Consider the following 19,864-nt stretch of genomic DNA (forward strand, 5'->3'; position numbering starts at 1 on the left):
ACGCATTCCAAACAGAACGGAGACATCCATGCAACGTCGATCCTTCATCCAGGCCGCGAGTGCCGCGGCTGCCACCCTCGGGGTGCCCAGCGTGTTTGCGCAGGACTGGCCCTCCGGCCCCGTGCGCATCGTGGTCGGCTTTCCGCCCGGCGGCGGGACCGACGCGCTGGCCCGCGTGGTCGCGCAGAAACTGTCGGTGATGTGGAACCAGACGGTGATCGTCGAGAACAAGGGCGGCGTAGCCGGTGTGCTGGCGGCCGAGTACGTCGCGACGCAGCCCGCCGACGGCAGCACCCTGCTGATGGCGCACATCAACAGCCACGCGCTGGCGCCCAGCCTCCAGCCCAAGCTCCGCTACAACGTCGAGCGCGACTTCGTGCCGATCGTGCTGGTCGGCGTGACACCCAACCTGCTCATCGCGAGCCCCACGCAGAAGGCCACGACCGTGAAGGACATCGTTGCACTGTGCGCCGCGGAACCGGGCAAGGTCAGCTTCGGCTCTGCCGGATCAGGGTCCGCACAGCACCTGGCGCTGGAGATGTTCAAGCTCCAGGCCAAGGTCGACGCGATGCACGTGCCCTACAAGGGCAGCGGCCCGCTGCTGGCCGACCTGATGGGCAGCCAGATCCAGTACAGCTTCGAGACAATGACCGCCGCCACGCCGCACGTGAAGAGCGGCAAGGTGATCGGCGTGGCGCAGACGCGGCTCAAGCGCGCGAAGGGCCACCCGGGCATTCCGACCATGCAGGAGCAGGGCTTCGACGGGTTCGAAGCAACCACCTGGTACGGTCTCGCCGGCCCGGGCAAGCTGCCGGCCGGCATTGCCGACAAGATCAATCGCGACGTCAACACGGTGCTCGCGATGCCCGATGTGCAGGAACGGCTCGACACCTACGGTGCCGAGGACGGCGGCGGTTCGCGCGACAAGTTCGCGAAGTTCATCTCGAGCGAGATCGAAAAATGGGCGCGCGTCGTCAAGGACGGCAAGGTGAAGGTCGACGCATGACGGATTTGGCGGCAACACTGGCATCGGCGTGGCGCGAAGGCCGCGCATTGGATGCGGCGGCATGGACGAACAGCGTGGGCGACGCCGTGCAGGCCTACCGCGTACAAGACAGCGTGGCGAATGCGATGGGCTGGTTCGGAACGCAAGCGCCCGGCCATTGGAAGTCCGGCGGGCCTTCGCGTGAAGCCGTGCTGACGCACGCGCCGCTGCCGCCGCCCGGCGTGCGCACCAGCCCTGCCGATTTCAGTGACATCCATCTCAACGCGCCGGGCATCGAGTCCGAGATCGCGCTGCGACTCGGCGAAGCCGTGACGCCGCAGCGCGCCGCGTCGCTCACACCGGTGGACGCCACGGCGTTGATCGATGCCATGACGGTCTCGATCGAGATCGTCGATTCACGCTGGAAGGACCCTGCGAGCGCCACCGCGCTCCTTCGCCTCGCCGATCAGCAATCGCACGGCGCACTGGTGCTCGGCGAATGGGTGCCCTACGCGGCACGCGACTGGACAACGCAACGCTGCGAAACACGCATCGGCGACCGGGCGCCTGACCTGCGGACCGGCACGCATCCGCTCGGCGACCCCGCCTGGCTGCTGCCGACCTGGCTGCGCCACGTGACGCGGAACGGCGCAACCGTGCCGGCCGGCACCGTGGTCACCACCGGCTCCTGGGTGGGCGTGCTGCCGATCGGCAAAGGCGACAAAGTGGTCGTCGAATTCCCCGGCATCGGACGGGCCGAAGCCCGTCTCTGACTCAGACGATCCGGACCGACAGGTTCGGCAGCCCGTCGATGTGCATCTCGATCACATCGCCGCGCACCACCGGTCCGACGTTCTCGGGCGTGCCCGAATAGATGATGTCGCCCGGCATCAATTCGAAGGCCTGCGACAGCCGGCTGATCTGCTCCGCGACCGACCAGATCATGTGCTTGAGCGTCGCGTCCTGCCTGGTCTGGCCGTTGACCTTGAGCCAGATCGCACCATCGGTGAAATGCCCCACCTTGGCGACCGGATGGATCGGCCCGATCGGCGCCGAGCTGTCAAAGCTCTTGCCGATCTCCCACGGCTTCTTCTGGTCGCCCATCTCGCGTTGCAGGTCCCTGCGCGTCATGTCCAGGCCGAGCGAATAGCCGTACACATGCGAGAGCGCGTTCTCGATCGGGATGTTGGTGCCGCCCTTGGAGAGCGCCACGACCAGTTCGGCCTCGTAGTGGTAGTTCTTCGTCAGGCTGGGATAGCGATGGTCGGGCACCGTCCCGGGCATCACGACCTGGATCGCGTCCGCGGGCTTCTGGAAGAAGAAGGGTGGCTCGCGCGTCGGGTCCGAACCCATCTCGCGCGCATGCGCGGCGTAGTTGCGGCCGATGCAATAGATGCGACGCACCGGGAAGACCTGATCGCTGCCGACGATCGGGATCGTCGACGAAGACACTTCGAAGGGCGTGCTCGGCGAGCGCGCGGCGCCGGCCGGCAGCGCGCAACCGACGATGGCTCCGCTGGCCATGGCGGCGGATGTCGCCAACAGGCTGCGACGTGAACTGGACATGATCTTGTCTCCTTGTGTTTGTTCGGAAAGCTCAGATTCTGGACTGCGCATGGGCCGCAGACGCGGGCCGCAGATGCCTCACGCCGACTGAATGCCCGCGCGTCCCGCCTCGACCGCGAAGCGGGCCTGTGTGTAGAACGAAGCATCGGCCAGCACGGGATGGGCGGTCGTGCGGAATTCGCACGTCAATTCCTGCGGCGTGACGTCGATGAACGCGTGGCCGCGCTGGTCACCCCGCGCATGCGCCACGTCGGGGTTGTCCCGTCGCATGCGCGCCATGGCGGCCATGCTGGCGCCTTTCGAAGTCACGGAGCCGCCGACGAATTCGCTCGCCACGATGGGTGATGCGGCGTCATTGGGTACGACACGGAGGTCCGCGGCGACATGCCGGTGCACGTCGCCGCCAAGCGCCACCAGATTGTTCACTTTGGCCTGGTGGGCGCCTTCGATCAGGCGCCGGCGCGCTTCGGGATAGCCGTCCCACCCATCGGTCCAGACCTTGCGGCCCTCGGGCGTCTCGAATCCGGAGGCACTGATCTGCGACGACTGGCCAAGCAGATTCCATCGGCCTCGGGAAGCGGCGAGACCTTGCGCCAGCCAGCGCTCCTGTTCGGTGCCGAGCATCGTCCGGCTTCGATCCGCCAGTTCGGCGCAGCCGACGAGCGACCGACCGACGTCCCGTTCGGGATCGGGACAGGCGTGATGGCTCCGGTACTGACGGCAATCGAGCGTCCAGAGTTCGGCCAGGCGCCCCCAGCCGTACCGGTCGTGGATGCGCATGACGCTGCCCTGCGGCGGCACCCGAAGCGGCATGTGCTCGAAGTAGGCCTGGTAGGCGGCCGCGCGGCGACGCAGGAAGCGCTCGGGATCGTCGCGCGCGGGTTCGCGGTCGCCGGCATAGTCGTTGACGACCTCGTGATCGTCCCAGGTCAGGATCCACGGATGCGCCGCATGCGCGGCCTGCAGGTCGGCGTCGCTTTTGTAGAGCGCATGACGCTCGCGGTAGGCGTTGAGCGTGTGCGGCGTCCGCGTGCCGTGCTTTCGGATCTCGTAGGTGGCGCCGCTGCCTTCGTAGATGTAGTCCCCGACGAAGAGCACGAAGTCCAAGTCGCGGCCGGCGACCTCCGCGTGCGACTTGAAAAAGCCCTGTTCGTAGTGCTGGCAGGAGGCGAGCGCGAACTGCAGGCGCCGCACATCCGCATCGGGCGCCGGTGCGGTGCGAGTGCGACCGACAGGGCTCACCACGTTGCCGCAGGTGAAGCGATACCAGTAATCGCGCTGCGGCTGCAGACCCTGCGCGTGGACATGCACGCTGAAGGCGCGTGATGCATCGGTCACCACTTCGCCACGGGCGGCGGTTCGGCGCAATGCCGCATCCGAGAAGATCTCGTAGCGCACGGTGCAGGCGGTGTTCGCAACGCGCGCCGCTTCTTCCTCGTCGGGCGGTGCAAGGCGCGTCCAGAGCATCACGCTGTCCGGCCTCGGCTGGCCGCTCGCGACGCCGAGCGTGAACGGATTCGTCGCCCATCGCGGCGCCGGCTGCGCGCGAGCGCTCGACGGTGCGGCCCAGTTGCCCAGTGCCAGCCACAGCGCGGCGCGGTTCAGTTCCCTTCGAGTGAAATTCATGGCGGCGAATGTAGCCTGCCATCTCGCACGCGCGACGCACCCTATGATCGGCGCGCATTCGCAGCAAGGGATTCGCGTGCTCAACGGTCTGTGGCTTGGCTTCTTTTTGACGGCAGCGGTGGCTGCGCTCGGGCGCTGGCTCATCGGCGGCGATGCCACCGTGTTCGCGGCCGTGGTCGAGAGCCTGTTCGCGATGGCGAAGCTCTCCGTCGAGGTGATGGTCCTACTGTTCGGCACCCTCACGCTCTGGCTCGGCTTCCTGCGCATCGCCGAGGCGGCCGGCATCGTCGATAGGCTCGCGCGCCTGCTCGGCCCGCTGTTTCGCCGGCTGATGCCCGAAGTGCCCGCAGGTCATCCGGCGCTCGGCCTCATCACGCTCAACTTCGCGGCCAACGCGCTGGGCCTGGACAACGCAGCGACGCCGATCGGCCTGAAGGCGATGCGCGAGCTGCAGACGCTGAATCCGAGCGCGACGACGGCCAGCAATGCGCAGATCCTGTTCCTGGTGCTCAATGCGTCGTCGCTGACGCTGCTGCCCGTCACGATCTTCATGTACCGCGCGCAACTGGGTGCCGCGGACCCGACGATGGTGTTCCTGCCGATCCTGCTGGCGACCAGCGCGTCGACCCTGGTGGGCCTGCTGTCGGTGGCTTTCATGCAGCGGCTGAAGCTCTGGGATCCCGTCGTGCTGGCCTATCTCCTTCCCGCCGCGCTGCTGCTCGGCGGCTTCATGGCACTGCTCGCGACGATGTCTGCGGCAGCGCTTGCATCGCTGTCATCGCTGCTGGGCAATCTCACGCTGTTCGGCCTGATCGTCGTCTTCCTGCTGGTCGGTGCGATTCGGCGCGTCAAGGTCTACGAATGCTTCATCGAGGGCGCGAAGGAAGGCTTCGATGTCGCGAAGAACCTCTTGCCCTACCTCGTCGCCATGCTCTGCGCCGTGGGCGTGCTGCGTGCTTCGGGCGCGCTCGATCTTGCGCTCGAAGGCATCCGCTGGCTGGTGGCGCAGACCGGCTGGGACACGCGCTTCGTCGACGCCTTGCCGACGGCGCTGGTCAAGCCTTTCTCGGGCAGCGCGGCCCGCGCGATGCTGATCGAGACGATGAAGACCCACGGTGTCGACAGCTTTCCGGCGCTGGTCGCCGCCGTCATCCAGGGAAGCACGGAGACCACGTTCTATGTGCTGGCCGTGTACTTCGGCGCCGTCGGCATCCAGCGCGCGCGACATGCCGTGGGCTGCGCGCTGCTGGCCGAATTGGCCGGCGTCCTCGCGGCTATTGCCGTCGGCTACTGGTTCTTCGGGTAGGTCAGGCTCGCCCCCAGGCTTGCCCACTTCGTGTGGCCGCCTACCCCCTACCGGGGGCAATACCGGCGGCCCGGCGGAGCCGGTTCCACGGCATTCCTGGCTTTAGCTGCGGTGCGTCACCGATGTACGAGGACGTGTCTAGGCGGGATCGGACAGAATAGGCCCTCACTCGCCCTGTTTTCCCCCCGTGACCGCACCCGCCCAGGCGCAACCGCCTTCCTTCTCGACTGACGAGTTCCGCGCAGCCCTCGGCATGTTCGCGACCGGCGTGACGATCGTCACGGCCCGCTCTGCCGGCGGCGCGCTGGTCGGGCTCACGGCGAATTCGTTCAACTCGGTCTCGCTCGATCCGCCGCTGGTGCTGTGGAGCCTCGCGCGCAGCGCTGCGTCGATGGCGGCGCTCAGCACCGGGTCGCACTATGCGATCAACATCCTCGCCGCCAGCCAGAAGAACCTGGCCGAACGCTTTGCGACCAAGGACGTCGATCGCTGGGCCGATGTGGCCTACACCGAGGGCGTCGGCGGCGCGCCGGTGCTGGTGGGCTCGGCCGCGAGCTTCGAGTGCTTCAACCGCAGCCGTTACGACGAAGGCGATCACGTGATCTTCGTCGGCGAGGTGGAGCGGTGCTCGCACAGCGCCGGGGCCTCGCCACTGCTCTTTCACGGCGGACGCTTCTATACCGAGCATCCGCTTTGACGGGCGCGGTGCGTTCTCGTCGAATGCCGTCGCTGGCGATGCTGGTGCTCGCCGGCGCGACCGGCGCTTCGGCTGTCCATGCCGCCGAAGGCGAAGCTCGGACGAACTTCTTCGAGGATCCCTTCTTCCAGGTGTCGTCGGGCCTGAAAGCCTGTCCCGTGCCCCTGGGCCCGTTCTATACGCCCGCCGAAGTTCGCTCGCAGATGCACGGCCGACTCGAACGTGGCACGAGTTGCTGGCTCGCGGGCCGCTGCAAGGACAGCAACGCCTACCGCTACGACAAGGCGATTGCGCCCGAAGTGCGCAAGGCGCTCGAAGGCGTACCGGGACTGAAGCGCGGCAGCGTGTGGGTGACGGTGCAGCGGCGCTGGATCTACCTGCAGGGCTGCGTGCCGACACCTGAACTCGCACGGCGGCTCGAAAGCGCCGCCAAGGCCGTGCCCGACGTCGAGACCGTGGTGCCCGACCTCATGATCGGCACGCGCGGCAAGCCGCCGTATCCGCTGGCATCGCCCTGAGGCTTTCCGGCACCCTATCCAAGAACAAGACGAAGAATGATCGATCGCAAGGAACATCTCGACAGCCGCGCCACCACCCTCCTGATCGCCTGCTGCGCGTTCTGGGGGCTGCAGCAGATCCTCATCAAGACCACCGTCACCGAAGTGCCGCCGCTGTGGCAGGCATCGATCCGCATGGCCGGCGCGGTCGTGCTGCTGTGGCTGTGGTGCCGATGGCGGGGCGTGCCGCTGTTCGAGCGCGACGGCACGCTGCCGGGCGGATTGCTGGCCGGCGCGCTGTTCGCCGGCGAGTTCGTCTGCATCTACATCGGCCTTCAGAACACCTCGGCCTCGCGGCTCACGGTGTTTCTCTACACCGCACCCTTCGTGGTGGCCTTGCTGCTGCCGCGCATCGTGCCGGCGGAGCGGCTGCACGGCATGCAGTGGGTCGGGCTTGCGATCGCCTTCGCGGGCGTGGTGCTGGCTTTCAGCGAAAGCTTCGGGCACAGCACGTCGAGCCAGTTGCACGGCGATGCGCTCGCGCTCGCCGCGGGCGTGCTGTGGGGACTCACGACGATGGCGATCCGGACCACCAGGCTCGCGACCGCCAGCGCCGAGAAGACGCTTTTCTATCAGATCGCGGTCACGGCGGCGGTGTCGCCCGTGCTGTCGCTGCTGCTCGGCGAGCGCTGGGGCTTTTCGTACTCGGCCTACGCGTGGTTCTCGATCGCGCTCCAGACCGCCATCGGCGCCTTCGCGAGCTACCTGGCCTGGATGTGGCTGCTGCGGCACTACCCGGCCACGCGCATTTCGTCGTTCACCTTTCTGACGCCGCTGTTTGCGCTGGTGTTCGGCGTGGTGCTACTGTCCGAATCGCTGACGCTGCAGCTCGTCCTGGCACTCACCGGTGTGGCGCTCGGGATCGTGCTGGTGAACCGGCGGCCCGCCCTGAGGTCATGAACTTTCAACCCGTCCTCGACGAGATCAATGCCGAAATGCGCCCGCTGCTGGGCGCAGGCGGCGCGGTGGCCTGCTACATCCCGGCGCTGGCGCGCGTGCCGGTCGAGCAGTTCGGCATCGCGCTGCGTACCCGCGATGGGGTGGAAGCCTCCGCGGGCGATGCGGCAACGCCCTTCTCGATCCAGAGCGTCTCCAAGCTCTTCACGCTCACGCTCGCGATGCGGTGCATGGGCGATGCGCTGTGGGAACGCATCGGCCGCGAGCCTTCGGGCAATCCTTTCAACTCGCTGGTGCAGTTGGAGCACGAACAGGGCAAGCCGCGCAACCCCTTCATCAATGCCGGAGCGATCGCGGTGGCCGACCGGCTCGTGAGCCGGGGACATGCCAAGCCCGACCTCCTCGCGTTCATGAGCAGTCTGTGCGGTGAGCCGATCGGCTTCGACGACGAAGTCGCCGCGTCCGAAGCCGCCACCGGTTTCCGCAACGTGGCGCTGGCCAACTTCATGAAGAGCTTCGGCAAGATCGACAACGCGGTCGGCGAAGTCCTCGACATGTACTTCCACCAGTGCGCGATTCGCATGAACTGCGTGCAGCTGGCGCGGGCGGCGACCTTCCTGTGCCGCGACGGTGCCCATCCCTTCGACGGCGAGCCAGAGATCACGACCGAGCGCCACACGCACCGCATCAACGCGCTGATGCTGACCTGCGGCACCTACGACGCCGCCGGCGACGTGGCTTTCTCGATCGGCCTGCCCTGCAAGAGCGGCGTGGGCGGCGGCATCGTCGCGGTGGTGCCGGACCAGCTCACCCTGTGCGTCTGGTCGCCGGCCCTCGACGCGACGGGCAATTCCCTGCTCGGCATGAAGGCCCTAGAACTGTTCGTCGCCCGCACCGGCCTTTCCATCTTCTGAACCGCGCGAACGCGCCCACCATGACAGACACCGCAGACACTGCCACCCCGATACAGGAAGCCACCCTCTGGAGCGACGAGCTCTGGACCGCACGGGTCATCAAGAACGAGGACGACGACGGCTGGGCCGTGTCGATGACGCGCCACGGCGATCCCGAGCCCGCATTGGTCGGGCCCTGGACCATGGGTCGCGACAAGAAGAATCCCAAGCCGCTGGACGCCCCCGCGTTCCACACGCTGGTGAAGACCGCTTCCGAAGTCCTGCGCCGGCACGAGCAACAGCTGCACGCGCAGCTCAACAAGAGCGTGAGTGTCGGCGCCGGCTCGGAACGCATTCGCGTGTCGCTGCAGATCGTGCCCGACGAGGACAACCCGCACGCGATGCTCCGCGCCCACGACGAGTCCGGCGATGCCCTCGGCGAGGCGCGCGTGCGGCCGGACTTCAGGCTCAGCGCCGCGAGCGCGGAGGCATGGATCGAAAGCGGCTTCGAGAAGCCGCGCTGATCAGGCGCCGCCCGCGAGGTCGCGCGTCGATTCGCGCACGATGAGTTCGGGCCGCAGCACCACGGTCGAGGCCGACAGTGCCTTGCCCTCGATTTCATCGAAGAGCATTTCCGCCGCACGCCAGCCCAGCTCGCGGTGCGGCAGGCGGATCGTGGTGAGCGGCGGATTCACCATGTCGACGAGCGGCATGTCGTTGTGGCCGGTGATGGAGATGTCCCTCGGCACGCGGATGCCCTGCTCGCGCAGCGCGTCGTATGCGCCCAGCGCCACGAGGTCGTTGCAGCACACCACGGCGTCGGGCAGCGAAGGCGCGGCGAGCATCTGCTTCATGGCCGCGCGGCCCGCTTCGCGGCTGTAGCTTTCGCATTCGACGACGCACGCCATCTCGAGCCCGCGGTCGCGCAGGGCCTGTTCCACCCCTTGGCGACGGCCGACGCCGGTCGGGATGTTCTGCGGACCGGCCAGGTGGCCGATGCGGCGATGGCCGGTCGACACGAGATGGTCGACCGCGAGCTTCATCGCGAGGCGGTCGTCGCTCACCACGGCGGGCAGGCGGCCCGTCTCGTCGGCACGGTTCACGAGCACGGCATGCATGCCGGCCTTGGCGATGTAGTCGACGAGCGGATCGTCGCGGGTCGCCGTCGCCATCACGAGGCCGTCGACACGCTGCGCCAGCATGCGCTCGACGATCGGGCGGGCGAGCGCATGATCCACCACGTTGGTCACGAAGACGAAGTAGCCGCGCGCCGCGGCGCTCGCCTCGATGCCCTGCAGGATTGGCGGGAAGACCGGGTTGGTGATGTCCGGCACGAGCACGCCGATGGTGTGCGTCCGGCCCGTGCGCAATGCCGACGCCGCACGGTTGGGCCGGTAGCCGAGCTTCAGCGCCGCCTCCTCGACCACGCGCAGCACCTCGGCGCTGATGAGCCCTCGCTTGGCGGGATTGAGTGCACGCGACACCGTCGACACATGCACGCCCGCGGCCTGCGCGACGTCGCGGATCGTGACGGTGGAAGTTGCCGGAGGGTTCATGAGTGCAAACGATTGAACGGCCGAAGTTCGTGTTTCAACCCGGTTTCCACAATGGACAAGGGGATACCCGAATTTTATGTTCCGGCCGAACTGGAGTTTAATTTGCAAACGTTTGCATAACCCGCCAAGCCCCCATGAACATCGTCACCACCCCCGATTCCGTACTGCAGATGACGCTCCATGCGATGGAGCGCACCCCCGATCCGCGCCTGCGGACCGTGATCGCCTCGCTGACCCGCCATCTCCATGCCTTCGTGCAGGAAGTGAAGCTGACCGAGGAGGAATTCGAGCACGCGCTCGGCTTCCTCGTCGGGATCGGGCAGGCCAGCGGCGAGACCAAGAACGAGGTCGTGCTCGCCGCCGACCTGCTCGGCGTCTCGACGCTGGTCGCGCTGCTCAACAACCAGGATCCGCAGGGCGAATCGCCTGCCGCGCTGCTTGGGCCCTTCTGGCGCGCGAACGCGCCCTTCTGCGAATCGGGCGAGGACATCGCGCGCTCCGAGACGCCGGGCGGCGTGCCGCTGGAGGTGTCGGGCACCGTCCGCACCGCCGACGGCAAGGCCGTGGCCGATGCCACCGTGGACGTGTGGCAGGCCTCGCCTGTCGGCCTCTACGAGAACCAGGACGCCGCGCAGGAAGACATGAACCTGCGCGGCCGTTTCAAGACCGATGCGGAAGGGCGCTTTCACTTCCGCAGCGTGCGTCCGGCCGGGTATCCGGTGCCGACCGACGGGCCCTGCGGTGACCTGCTGCGGGCGCAGCTTCGGCATCCGAACCGGCCTGCGCACCTGCACTTCATGGTCAGCAAGCCGGGCCACAAGGTGCTCATCACGCAGGTGTTCGCGGACGATGACGAGAACCTCGAAAGCGATCCGGTGTTCGGCGTGACGCGGAAGCTGATCGGACGCTACGAACTTGAACGAGGCGGCCAGCGTGCCACCCTCCAGCACGACTTCGTGCTCGAACCGGGCGAGATGAAGTTTCCTCGCCCGCCGATACCTTGAACACCCCCAGGCTTGCCCACTTCGTGTGGCCGCCTACCCCCTTGCAGGGGGCGCTGCGGGCGGACCGGCGGAGCCGGTTCCGCTGCAGCCTCCGAACATCCTCCTTCGACGACGAACTCACTTCTGGAAATCTATGAGCTTTGATCCGACTTCCCGACTGGACGGCAAGGTCGCCGTCATCACCGGCGGCCTCGGCGCGATCGGGTACGCGATAGCTCGGCGCCTCGCTGCGCTCGGCGCGACGTGCGTGTTGCTGCATCGTAAGGGCGAGGATGCCGACGCCCGCGCCGCCGCGCTGCCCAGCGATGCGGGCCAGCGCCATTCCGCGATTCGCGCCGACATCGTCGACACACCCAGCCTGCAGCGCGCCGCTTCGGACGTGAAAGCCGCGCATGGCCGCTGCGACATCCTCGTCAACAGCGCGGGCCACACGCGGCCGGTGCCTGCGGCCGACCTCGACGCGCTGACGGACGAACTCATCGACGAGTTGCTGCGCGCCAACTTCCGCGGCGTGTTCGCCACCATCCGTGCGTTCGCGCCGCTCCTCAAGGCGAGCGGCGATGGGTTGATCGTCAACATCTCCTCGATCGCCGGATTCACTGGCGTGGGCAGCAATCTCGCCTACGTCGCCGCAAAGGCAGGGCTCGACGTCGTGGGCGATGCGCTCGCCAAGGCGCTGGCGCCTGCGGTGCGCGTGGTGTCGGTATCACCGGGCGCAGTCGAATCCGCGTTCGTGCCGGGGCGCGGCGAGGATTTCAAGGCCAAGATGGCGAACACGACGCCGCTCGGCCGCATCGGCCAGCCCGAGGATGTCGCGGCCACAGTCGAAGCGCTCGCCACCACGTTGCGCTTCGTCACCGGCACGCGCATCGTCGTCGATGGCGGGAGGCACCTGTGAACGCCAAGACCCTCATCACCTGTGCAGTGACCGGCAACCTCGTGAAGCCGGAGCAGACACCGCACCTGCCCATCACCCCCACGCAGATCGCCGACGAATGCCTCGCGGCTGCGGAAGCCGGCGCCGGGCAGGTCCACATCCACGTGCGCGACCCCGAGACGGGGCGCCCCTCGATGCAGGTTGAGCTGTACCGCGACGTGGTGGACCGCATCCGCCGCGCCAACCGCGAACTCATCATCAACCTCACGACCGGCCCGGGCGGCCGGTTCATTCCGAGCGAGGACGATCCCAAGGTCGCCGCGCCGGGCAGTACGCTGCTGCCGCCGGAGAAGCGCGTCGAGCACATCGCGCTGATCAAGCCGGATGTCTGCTCACTCGACCTGAACACGATGAACTCGGGGCCCGACGTCGTCATCAACACGCCGAAGAACGTGCGCCGCATGGCGAAGGTGATTCGCGACGCCGGCGTGAAGCCCGAGCTGGAGATCTTCGACTCCGGCGACATCCACATGGCGCTCGACCTCATCGCCGACGGCACGCTCGAAGGGCCGGCGATGTGGACGCTGGTGCTGGGTGTGAAGTACGGCTTCATGCCCACGCCGCAGACGGTGCTGTACGCCCGCGACATGCTGCCGCGCGGCGCCTTCTGGAGCGCCTTCGGCATCGGCCGCATGGAATTCCCGATCGTGGCGCAGGCCTGGCTGCTCGGCGGCCATGTGCGTATCGGGATGGAGGACAACATCTACCTGGAGAAGGGCGTGCTCGCGCAGAGCAATGCGCAGCTCGTGGCGAAGGCGCGCGACATCATCGAGAGCCTGGGCGGCGAAGTCGCGAATGCGCGCGAGGCCCGCGCGATGCTGGGCCTGCGGGAGGTCGCGAAATGAGCGCCGTGATCAATGACAGCGCGCGAGCACTCCGCGTGAGCCAGAAGGCGGCGAACCTCGATGCGCTCCGGCTCGAAGCAGCGCCCCAACCCCAGCCCGTCGCGAAGCCCGGCTTTGCCGTCGTGAGAGTCGGTGCCGCCGCCGTGAACCCGAGTGATGTGAAGGCAGCGCTCGGCCTGATGCCGCAAGCGGTGTTTCCGCGCACGCCGGGCCGCGATTTCGCGGGTGTCGTAGTCGATGGCCCCAGCGAGTGGGTCGGGCGCGAGGTCTATGGATCGGGCGGCGATGTCGGCATCACGCGCGACGGCTCGCATGCGCGCTACCTCGTGCTTCCAGTGGCGGCCCTGCGCGACCGGCCGCGCAGCATTTCGATGGACGAAGCCGGCGCCGTCGGCGTGCCCTTCGTGACGGCCTACGAAGGCTTTCGCCGCAGCGGCATGCCGCAGGCGGGCCAGACCGTGCTGGTGCTCGGCGCCAACGGCAAGGTCGGGCAGGCGGCGGTGCAGCTCGCGACCCAGGGCGGCGCCCGGGTCATCGCCGTGCAGCGCAACGCCGGCCCTTTCGAGGGCTTCGCGAACTCGCCCGTCGACGTGGTCGACGCCACGCAGCCCGACATCGCCGCCCGCGTGCGCGAACTGACGAACGGACGCGGCGTCGACATCGCCTACAACACGGTCGGCAGCGCCTACTTCGAGGCCGCGAACAAGTCGATGGCCAAGGGCGCGACGCAGATCCTGATCTCGACCCAGGACCGCGCGGTGCCCTTCGACATCTTCGCGTTCTACCGCGGCATGCACACCTATGTCGGCATCGACTCGCTCGCGATGGACTGCATCGCATCGACCTCGCAGCTCGACGCGATGCGCGAAGGCTTCGAGCGCGGCACGCTGAAGCCCTTCCCGGTGGCACGCGCCTTCGCGCTGGATGAGGCGCTCGACGCGTACCGGCTCGTGCTGTCCGGCAGCACCGACCGCGTCGTGCTGCGCCCCTGAGGAGATTCCCGCCATGCACGTCACCCGTTTCGACGCCGCGCCGGCCTACGAGGCGCCCAACCACTTCGACATGCGCTGCCTGCGCCTGCAAGGCAAGGACGCCGGCCCTTCGACGCAGATGTGGATGGGCATGAGCCAGATCCTGCCCGGCGGCCACACCACCCTCGACGGCTCGCCGATGGAGAAGCTCTACCTCGTGCTCGAAGGCCGGCTCACCGTGGTCGCGGAGCTCGACGGCCGGCAGGACGAGCAGGAACTTGGCCCCTACGACAGCTGCCGCTTCGCGCCCGGCGAAAAGCGGCAGCTCGTCAACCGCACCAACCGCCCCGTGCTGGTGGCGCTGGTGATGGCGAACGCGCCGCCGCCCTGAGCCACGCCGCCTTACCACGTCGTACTTCATTCCCCAACGATTCCAACGGAGACAGCCCATGAAGACATTCCTCCCCGGCCGACGCCAGCTTCTCACCGCCTCCCTGGCGCTCTGCGCATTCGCGACCGCCCACGCGCAGGGCGAATGGCCGCGCGGACAGACGATCCGCCTCGTGGTGCCCTTCTCGGCCGGCAGCGGCACCGACATCGTGGCGCGCCTGATGGCCGAGAAGCTCGGGCCCGCGCTGGGGACCAGCGTCATCATCGACAACAAGCCCGGGGCCGGCGGCACACTGGGCGCGGCCCAAGTGGCCAAGGCGCCTGCGGACGGCTACACGCTGCTCATCCATTCCGCAGGGCATCTGGTCAACCCGTCGATTTATCCGAACCTCTCCTACGACACGCTGAAGGACTTCGCGGGCGTCACGCCGCTCGCGAGCCTGCCCAACGTGCTCGTCACGCCGCCCAACCGCTTCGTCGACGAGAAAGATCTCGTCGCACAGGTCAAGGCCAAGCCCGGCGCGTTCAACTATGGCTCGGCAGGAAACGGTTCGGCCACGCACATGAACGCGGAGGTATTCCGCCTCGCCGCCGGCCTGCAGGCGCAGCACGTGCCTTTCAAGGGGACGCCGGAAGCGATGACGGAGGTGATGGGCGGACGCATCGACTGGTTCTTCGCGCCCATGGTGTCCGCGCTGCCGCTCATCAAGGACGGCCGTCTCAAGGCCCTGGCGGTGGGCACGGACAAGCGCTCGACGGTGCTGCCGCAGGTGCCGACCACGGTCGAGGCCGGCGTGCCCGGTTCCGAGTACCTCTTCTGGGTCGGACTCTTCGCGCCCGCCAAGACGCCGAAGCCCGTCGTCGACCGCCTGCAGGCCGAGGTGGCGAAGATCATGGCCGCGCCGGACCTCAAGGACCGCCTCGACAAGCTCGGCGCGGAGCCCTTCACCATGCCGCCGGCGCAGTTCGACAAGTTCCTCGCGGACGAGACCGCCAAGGCGCAACAGGTGGTGAAGGCGGCGGGGATCAAGGTCGACTGAGTTGCGCGACGGCGCGCGTCCTCGCGTTCTGGTCTACGCTCGGGCATGTCCCTTTCCATCGCCACCCTGCTCTTCCTGCACCTGCTCGCCGCCGCCTTCTGGGTCGGCGGCATGGCGCTGATGCACTTCGCCGTTCGACCGGCCGCCGTGGCGATGCTCGAACCGCCGATGCGCTTGCCCTTCCTGGCGGCGACGCTCTCGCGCTTCTTCGTCGGCGTCTCGATCGCCATCGTCGTGTTGCTGGCGAGCGGACTGCTGATGGTGTGGATGTCGGGTGGCTTCGCTCGCGTTCACTGGAGCGTGCACGCGATGCTCGCCGTCGGCGTGGTCATGATGGCGCTGTTCCTGCACATCCGCTTTGCGCCCTATCCGCGGCTGCAGCGCGCTGTCGCTGCGCGCGAATGGCCTGTCGCGGCGGCCAGTCTCAACCTCATCCGCAAGCTGGTCGCGGTGAACCTGGCGCTGGGCGTTCTGGTGTTCGCCTTCGCGGTCGTCGGACGAGCCCTCTGAAACCGGCCGGTCCTAACGCTGGCTGAATCGCTCCAGGACCTGCAGCACGCTTTCGGTGGCGCCGTCCAGTGACGGACGCGGCCGGTGCGCCATGCCTACGTGCCGGGTGAGCTTCGGGCTGAGCGACAGGACTTGCAGCCGCTCGTTGAAATCCGAGCCCACCGGCTGATGCACCGGCAGCACCGCCGCGCCATAGCCGGCCGCCACCAGGGCGAGCATCGCCGCGTCGAAGTTGAGTTCGATGCGCGGCCGGGGCGACTCGCCGGCCGCCGCGAACCATTCCATCGTGATCCGGTACATGTGCGCGGTCGCGTCGGGGAGGATCAGGGGCCGCTCGGCCAACCATCCCGGCGTGACGCGCTTCGGCGCCGGCCACTTCTTCGGCACGAAGGCCATCATCGGCTGGCTGCGCCAGCGCGTGATCACCAGGCTGCGTGTCGGCGGCTGAGGGATCGCCACCAGGCCGATGTCCAGCGTGCCTGCCGCGAGGCGCGACACGGCCTCTGACGAGCCGAGGATGTTGATCTCGACCTCGATGCCGGGATGCTCGCGCTCCAGCGCCTCCAGCACCTGCGGCAGCAACTCGACCACCACGCCGGTGGAGGTGCCCAGCCGCACGCGACCGACACGTCCTTCCGCCTGTCGCCGCACGGCATCGACAGCATCGTCCGCATCGCGCAGCAGGCGCCTCGCCCGCTCCACCAGCGCAGTGCCTGCCGCCGTCGGCGTCACGCGCCGGCTGCCGCGCACGACCAGCCTGGCGCCGAGCCGTGATTCCAGTTCGCTGATGTGAAGGCTGACGGTCGGCTGCGCCAGGTGCAGCGCCTGGGCCGCTGCCGAGAAGGTGCCGAGGTCGGCGATGGACACCAGCGTGCGGAGTTGGTCGAGGTTGAGTTGTCTCATCAGGAAGGCTGATCGATGGCCACAGAAATCTCAACTTCCACAATAGCATGCGAACTTGCACCATGGCGTCCTGTCCAAGGAGCCAATCATGCATTCGCCCAAGCCCGCACTCTTCGCCGCCATCCTGGAGAGCCTTCGCAATGCGCGCCGCGTCCACCAGGACCAACGCCTCCTGCGCGCCATGAACGAGCGCGAACTGAGCGACCTGGGTGTGGGCCGCAGCGAGATACCGGCATTGCTGCAGCCGTGCGTGCCGACTCGCCGCGATGTGTTCAGCGGTGCTGGGGCGCCGCAGAGTGCGCCACGCAGTCATGCGCGGTGTGCCGCGGCTGCTGGGCAAGGAGCGCGGCCGTGACGCCGTTGGTCCAGCCGAACCCGTCCTGCAGCGGATATTCGCCGCCGCTGCCGCCTTCGGTACCCTCGTGCGCCATGTGCCGCAGCGCGTACTTCTCGACGAGCTTGCCCTCGCGTTCGTAGACGGCCGCCACCGTCGCAAGCCAGCGCTTCGCAATCGTGGCCGCCAGGGACTCGTGACCGTAGTCGGCCAGTCCGCGAACCGCCATCCATTGCAGCGCCGCCCAGCCGTTGGGCTGGTCCCATTGCTGGTCGCTTCCGCATTCGGTGGTCGACAGGCCGCCGTGCGCCAGCAAGCGACGCGACACGGTCTCCGCCAAGGCCTGAGCGTGCGCGTGGTCGGCCGCACCGACGAAGAGCGGCGTGACGCAGGCGGCGGTCAGGCAATCGCGGAGCTCGCCCCGGCGCCAGTCGTAGTCGAAGTAGGCGTTGTGCCTCGGATCCCAGAAGCAGTCGGCGATGGCGGCCTTGCGATCGTCGGCGCGCTGCGCGAACTCCCGCGCGGCGGTGGCATCGCCGGCCTTTTCCGCGAGCGCGGCAATCGTCGATTCCAGCTTGTGCAGGAAGGCGTTGAGATCCACGGGCAGGATGTCCGTGGTGCAGATGCTCGACAGCGACGGCGCCGTGCCCGCACGCACGTGGACCTGCCTTCGCTTCCCGCTGTGCGGGGGCGGCGATCGCAGCCAGCGGGTGCTGAAGTCCCAGCCCGACTCGCAGGCCGCACGGATATCGCGGTAAAGCTCCCCGGGCTCGCGCTCACACGACTGCGCCGTCGTCACGTCTTCGATCCACGACTCCTCGCGTGGCGTGTCGCGTTCGTCCCAGTAGCGATTGAGCAGCGCGCCGCCCGGCAGGCGTACGACGCGACGGGCGGCCTGGCCTTCTGCAAGGCCATCGCTGCCCTTCATCCAGAACGCATGCTCCTTGCGCAACTGCGGCAGGAAGTCCACGGCATTCGCGACACCTTGCTGCTGCGCCAGTTCGACCATCAGCGCGAACACCGGGGGCTGCGAGCGGCTCAGGTAGTAGATGCGCGTCCCGTTCGGCACGTGCCCGTAGGTGTCGATGAGGTAGGCGAAGTTCTCCAGCATGTCGCGCATGAGTTGCGCGTGGTCTCCGCCGCGCAGGCCCAGAAGGGTGAAGTACGAGTCCCAGTAGTAGAGCTCGCGAAAGCGCCCGCCAGGCACGATGTACGGATGGGGCAGTTGAAGCAGCGACGACTGCTGCGGATGGTCCTGCGGATAACGCGTGAGCACTTCCCACAGATCGTCGATGTGCGCAGCGATGGGCTGTCCGGGCACCGACACATAGTCGGAAGGCGCCTGGTCAATCACATCGAAATGCGCATGCACGAAGGCCGCGAGATCGAAGCCGGGCTGCGGCGATTGAGCGCGGTAGGCCGCGAGGATGTCGGCCGGATCGAAGCGCGGCGCGCAGTCGACGAAGCTCTTGCTGTCGGCGAAGACGTGGTTGGACTGGACCGCGATGAAGAGCTCTTCGTAGCGGTCGGCCGGCGTCAGCGTATCGGGCGCAGGCGCGGCGGCGGCGCGCGTGGAGCGCTGCGTGCCGGCCGTGCCCGGGTGGCTCACACCACGCCTGCCTCGCGCAACGCGGCGCGGCGTTGCTCGTCGATGCCCAGTTCGGACAGCACCTCGTCGGTGTGCTGCCCCAGTGCGGGCGGCGCGTGCCGCAGCACCGGCGGGTTGTCCTTCAGGCGCAGGGGACTCGCGACCCCGACGATCTGCGCGATGCCGTCGCCTGCATCGCGCGGCAGGCTCACGGCAAGGCCGCGCGCCTTCACCTGGTCGTCGTCGAAAGCCTGCGCGATGTCGTTGATCGGGCCGCAGGGCACGGCCTTGTCTTCGAGCAGCGCGATCCATTCGGCGGTCGTGCGGGTGCGCGTCACGGCCTCCATCTGCGGGATGAGCACTTCGCGGTGCTTCACGCGCAAGGTGTTGGTGGCAAAGCGCGGGTCGCTCGCCCAATCCGCATGGCCGGCGGCTTCGCAGAAACGTGCGAACTGGCCGTTGTTGCCGATGGCCAGCAGCATCGCGCCGTCCTTCGTGCGGAAGTCCTGGTAGGGCGCGAGGCTCGGATGGCTGTTGCCCTGGCGCTGCGGCGCCACGCCGGTATTGAGGAAGGCACTGGCCTGGTTCGCGAGGATCGCCATGCCGACGTCGAGCAGCGCCATGTCGATGTGCTGGCCCTCGCCCGTGCGATGCCGGACTTCGAGCGCGGCGAGGATCGCCGTGCTCGCATAGACGCCGGTGAACAGGTCGGTGAGCGCCACGCCTACGCGCAGCGGACCGCCGCCCGGCGCGTCATCGGGACGGCCAGTAATGCTCATCATGCCGCTCGTCGCCTGGATCATCAGGTCGTAGCCAGCGCGCGACGCATGCGGGCCGTCATGGCCGAAGCCCGTCACGCTGCAGTAGACGAGGCGCGGGTTCAGCGCGCGGAGGCTCTCGTAGTCCAGCCCGTACTGCCGGAGCCCGCCGGTCTTGAAGTTCTCGACCAGGATGTCGCTCTGTGCCGCCATCTGCTTGAGCAAGGCCTGCCCGTCAGGGGTCGCCATGTCGATGGTGACCGAGCGCTTATTGCGGTTGCAGGCGGTGAAGTAGGTCGCCTGGTTGGTGTCCCTGCCTTCCGCATCCTTCAGGAAAGGCGGCCCCCAGGTGCGGGTGTCGTCGCCGACGCCGGGACGCTCGATCTTCACGACGTCCGCCCCCAGGTCCGCGAGGATCTGCGTGCACCACGGGCCCGCGAGCACGCGCGAGAGGTCGAGGACCTTGAGGCCCGCGAGGGCGCCTTCCTTCGGCGAACTCAT

The 19,864-nt window shown here is 68.0% G+C and carries 22 protein-coding genes; 16 read left to right on the top strand and 6 right to left on the bottom strand.

The window, feature by feature from the left end; translation table 11 throughout:
* Window positions 1-28 precede the first annotated feature (28 nt).
* Together ACSFBL_RS17175 and ACSFBL_RS17180 are read left to right on the top strand one after the other, a co-directional pair.
* Window positions 29-1,006, top strand: a complete 978-nt coding sequence (locus ACSFBL_RS17175) for a Bug family tripartite tricarboxylate transporter substrate binding protein (protein ID WP_435517003.1) — start codon at window positions 29-31, stop codon at window positions 1,004-1,006.
* Window positions 1,003-1,758, top strand: a complete 756-nt coding sequence (locus tag ACSFBL_RS17180; protein WP_435517004.1) for a fumarylacetoacetate hydrolase family protein — start codon at window positions 1,003-1,005, stop codon at window positions 1,756-1,758. The genes ACSFBL_RS17175 and ACSFBL_RS17180 overlap by 4 nt, the downstream gene beginning before the upstream one ends.
* Window position 1,759: 1 nt before the next feature.
* Here ACSFBL_RS17180 and ACSFBL_RS17185 read toward each other — a convergent pair whose 3' ends face one another.
* Complete coding sequence (locus ACSFBL_RS17185) at window positions 1,760-2,551, bottom strand: fumarylacetoacetate hydrolase family protein (RefSeq protein WP_435517005.1); 792 nt, start codon at window positions 2,549-2,551, stop codon at window positions 1,760-1,762.
* A gap of 78 nt (window positions 2,552-2,629) precedes the next feature.
* Entirely contained in the window at window positions 2,630-4,177 is a 1,548-nt protein-coding gene (locus ACSFBL_RS17190; protein ID WP_435517006.1) for an alkaline phosphatase D family protein, read from the bottom strand.
* Between the two features lie 76 nt (window positions 4,178-4,253).
* Here ACSFBL_RS17190 and ACSFBL_RS17195 point away from each other — a divergent pair, with 76 nt between their 5' ends.
* From ACSFBL_RS17195 to ACSFBL_RS17220, 6 genes are all read left to right on the top strand, one after another.
* On the top strand, window positions 4,254-5,483 hold the full coding sequence (locus ACSFBL_RS17195; RefSeq protein WP_435517373.1) for a nucleoside recognition domain-containing protein: 1,230 nt from the start codon (window positions 4,254-4,256) through the stop codon (window positions 5,481-5,483).
* A gap of 253 nt (window positions 5,484-5,736) precedes the next feature.
* Complete coding sequence (locus ACSFBL_RS17200) at window positions 5,737-6,180, top strand: flavin reductase family protein (RefSeq protein ID WP_435517374.1); 444 nt, start codon at window positions 5,737-5,739, stop codon at window positions 6,178-6,180.
* An 8-nt stretch (window positions 6,181-6,188) separates the two neighbouring features.
* Window positions 6,189-6,698, top strand: a complete 510-nt coding sequence (locus ACSFBL_RS17205; RefSeq protein ID WP_435517007.1) for a BON domain-containing protein — start codon at window positions 6,189-6,191, stop codon at window positions 6,696-6,698.
* A 36-nt stretch (window positions 6,699-6,734) separates the two neighbouring features.
* Window positions 6,735-7,637, top strand: a complete 903-nt coding sequence (locus ACSFBL_RS17210; RefSeq protein ID WP_435517008.1) for a DMT family transporter — start codon at window positions 6,735-6,737, stop codon at window positions 7,635-7,637.
* Entirely contained in the window at window positions 7,634-8,548 is a 915-nt protein-coding gene (locus ACSFBL_RS17215) for a glutaminase (protein ID WP_435517009.1), read from the top strand. Before ACSFBL_RS17210 ends, ACSFBL_RS17215 begins: the two co-directional genes overlap by 4 nt.
* A 20-nt stretch (window positions 8,549-8,568) precedes the next feature.
* On the top strand, window positions 8,569-9,051 hold the full coding sequence (locus ACSFBL_RS17220) for a hypothetical protein (RefSeq protein ID WP_435517010.1): 483 nt from the start codon (window positions 8,569-8,571) through the stop codon (window positions 9,049-9,051).
* On the opposite strand, the gene ACSFBL_RS17225 is transcribed toward ACSFBL_RS17220, so the two are convergent.
* Window positions 9,052-10,083, bottom strand: a complete 1,032-nt coding sequence (locus ACSFBL_RS17225) for a LacI family DNA-binding transcriptional regulator (protein ID WP_435517011.1) — start codon at window positions 10,081-10,083, stop codon at window positions 9,052-9,054.
* Between the two features lie 134 nt (window positions 10,084-10,217).
* Here ACSFBL_RS17225 and ACSFBL_RS17230 point away from each other — a divergent pair, with 134 nt between their 5' ends.
* The 7 genes from ACSFBL_RS17230 (at window position 10,218) to ACSFBL_RS17260 (ending at window position 15,780) form a co-directional block, all read left to right on the top strand.
* Window positions 10,218-11,087, top strand: coding sequence for a dioxygenase family protein (locus ACSFBL_RS17230; RefSeq protein ID WP_435517012.1), 870 nt, complete (start codon window positions 10,218-10,220; stop codon window positions 11,085-11,087).
* A gap of 133 nt (window positions 11,088-11,220) precedes the next feature.
* On the top strand, window positions 11,221-11,985 hold the full coding sequence (locus tag ACSFBL_RS17235; protein ID WP_435517013.1) for an SDR family NAD(P)-dependent oxidoreductase: 765 nt from the start codon (window positions 11,221-11,223) through the stop codon (window positions 11,983-11,985).
* Window positions 11,982-12,869, top strand: coding sequence for a beta-keto acid cleavage family enzyme (locus tag ACSFBL_RS17240; RefSeq protein WP_435517014.1), 888 nt, complete (start codon window positions 11,982-11,984; stop codon window positions 12,867-12,869). Before ACSFBL_RS17235 ends, ACSFBL_RS17240 begins: the two co-directional genes overlap by 4 nt.
* Window positions 12,866-13,861 carry a quinone oxidoreductase family protein gene (locus tag ACSFBL_RS17245; RefSeq protein WP_435517015.1) on the top strand — a complete coding sequence of 332 codons (996 nt, stop codon included), beginning with the start codon at window positions 12,866-12,868 and terminating at the stop codon, window positions 13,859-13,861. Before ACSFBL_RS17240 ends, ACSFBL_RS17245 begins: the two co-directional genes overlap by 4 nt.
* A gap of 13 nt (window positions 13,862-13,874) precedes the next feature.
* Window positions 13,875-14,231 (top strand): cupin domain-containing protein, encoded by a 357-nt coding sequence (locus ACSFBL_RS17250; protein WP_435517016.1) that lies wholly within the window; start codon window positions 13,875-13,877, stop codon window positions 14,229-14,231.
* Between the two features lie 58 nt (window positions 14,232-14,289).
* Entirely contained in the window at window positions 14,290-15,270 is a 981-nt protein-coding gene (locus ACSFBL_RS17255; RefSeq protein WP_435517017.1) for a Bug family tripartite tricarboxylate transporter substrate binding protein, read from the top strand.
* A gap of 45 nt (window positions 15,271-15,315) precedes the next feature.
* Complete coding sequence (locus ACSFBL_RS17260) at window positions 15,316-15,780, top strand: CopD family protein (RefSeq protein WP_435517018.1); 465 nt, start codon at window positions 15,316-15,318, stop codon at window positions 15,778-15,780.
* A gap of 12 nt (window positions 15,781-15,792) precedes the next feature.
* Here ACSFBL_RS17260 and ACSFBL_RS17265 read toward each other — a convergent pair whose 3' ends face one another.
* Entirely contained in the window at window positions 15,793-16,683 is an 891-nt protein-coding gene (locus tag ACSFBL_RS17265; protein ID WP_435517019.1) for a LysR family transcriptional regulator, read from the bottom strand.
* Window positions 16,684-16,771: 88 nt separating this feature from the next.
* Between ACSFBL_RS17265 and ACSFBL_RS17270 the strand changes: the two genes are divergently transcribed.
* Window positions 16,772-17,038, top strand: a complete 267-nt coding sequence (locus tag ACSFBL_RS17270) for a DUF1127 domain-containing protein (protein ID WP_435517020.1) — start codon at window positions 16,772-16,774, stop codon at window positions 17,036-17,038.
* On the opposite strand, the gene treF is transcribed toward ACSFBL_RS17270, so the two are convergent.
* Window positions 16,956-18,626, bottom strand: a complete 1,671-nt coding sequence (gene treF, locus ACSFBL_RS17275; RefSeq protein WP_435517021.1) for an alpha,alpha-trehalase TreF — start codon at window positions 18,624-18,626, stop codon at window positions 16,956-16,958. The two genes, ACSFBL_RS17270 and treF, sit on opposite strands and share 83 nt — an antisense overlap.
* Window positions 18,623-19,864 (bottom strand): CaiB/BaiF CoA transferase family protein, encoded by a 1,242-nt coding sequence (locus tag ACSFBL_RS17280; protein ID WP_435517022.1) that lies wholly within the window; start codon window positions 19,862-19,864, stop codon window positions 18,623-18,625. The genes treF and ACSFBL_RS17280 overlap by 4 nt, the downstream gene beginning before the upstream one ends.

The sequence above is a fragment of the Variovorax glacialis genome (assembly GCF_051216375.1).
In the GTDB taxonomy this organism is placed as follows: Bacteria; Pseudomonadota; Gammaproteobacteria; order Burkholderiales; family Burkholderiaceae_C; genus Variovorax.

Excerpts from the sequence above, each read along its gene's own strand:
- ACSFBL_RS17230 (WP_435517012.1), top strand. The coding sequence starts at position 10,218 with ATGAACATCGTCACCACCCCCGATTCCGTACTGCAGATGACGCTCCAT.
- ACSFBL_RS17175 (WP_435517003.1), top strand. The coding sequence starts at position 29 with ATGCAACGTCGATCCTTCATCCAGGCCGCGAGTGCCGCGGCTGCCACC.
- ACSFBL_RS17270 (WP_435517020.1), top strand. The coding sequence starts at position 16,772 with ATGCATTCGCCCAAGCCCGCACTCTTCGCCGCCATCCTGGAGAGCCTT.
- ACSFBL_RS17200 (WP_435517374.1), top strand. The coding sequence starts at position 5,737 with ATGTTCGCGACCGGCGTGACGATCGTCACGGCCCGCTCTGCCGGCGGC.
- ACSFBL_RS17215 (WP_435517009.1), top strand. The coding sequence starts at position 7,634 with ATGAACTTTCAACCCGTCCTCGACGAGATCAATGCCGAAATGCGCCCG.
- ACSFBL_RS17250 (WP_435517016.1), top strand. The coding sequence starts at position 13,875 with ATGCACGTCACCCGTTTCGACGCCGCGCCGGCCTACGAGGCGCCCAAC.
- ACSFBL_RS17265 (WP_435517019.1), bottom strand. The coding sequence starts at position 16,683 with ATGAGACAACTCAACCTCGACCAACTCCGCACGCTGGTGTCCATCGCC.
- ACSFBL_RS17220 (WP_435517010.1), top strand. The coding sequence starts at position 8,569 with ATGACAGACACCGCAGACACTGCCACCCCGATACAGGAAGCCACCCTC.
- ACSFBL_RS17185 (WP_435517005.1), bottom strand. The coding sequence starts at position 2,551 with ATGTCCAGTTCACGTCGCAGCCTGTTGGCGACATCCGCCGCCATGGCC.
- ACSFBL_RS17225 (WP_435517011.1), bottom strand. The coding sequence starts at position 10,083 with ATGAACCCTCCGGCAACTTCCACCGTCACGATCCGCGACGTCGCGCAG.
- ACSFBL_RS17260 (WP_435517018.1), top strand. The coding sequence starts at position 15,316 with ATGTCCCTTTCCATCGCCACCCTGCTCTTCCTGCACCTGCTCGCCGCC.
- ACSFBL_RS17210 (WP_435517008.1), top strand. The coding sequence starts at position 6,735 with ATGATCGATCGCAAGGAACATCTCGACAGCCGCGCCACCACCCTCCTG.
- ACSFBL_RS17255 (WP_435517017.1), top strand. The coding sequence starts at position 14,290 with ATGAAGACATTCCTCCCCGGCCGACGCCAGCTTCTCACCGCCTCCCTG.
- ACSFBL_RS17190 (WP_435517006.1), bottom strand. The coding sequence starts at position 4,177 with ATGAATTTCACTCGAAGGGAACTGAACCGCGCCGCGCTGTGGCTGGCA.
- ACSFBL_RS17245 (WP_435517015.1), top strand. The coding sequence starts at position 12,866 with ATGAGCGCCGTGATCAATGACAGCGCGCGAGCACTCCGCGTGAGCCAG.
- ACSFBL_RS17280 (WP_435517022.1), bottom strand. The coding sequence starts at position 19,864 with ATGAGTTCGCCGAAGGAAGGCGCCCTCGCGGGCCTCAAGGTCCTCGAC.
- ACSFBL_RS17235 (WP_435517013.1), top strand. The coding sequence starts at position 11,221 with ATGAGCTTTGATCCGACTTCCCGACTGGACGGCAAGGTCGCCGTCATC.
- ACSFBL_RS17180 (WP_435517004.1), top strand. The coding sequence starts at position 1,003 with ATGACGGATTTGGCGGCAACACTGGCATCGGCGTGGCGCGAAGGCCGC.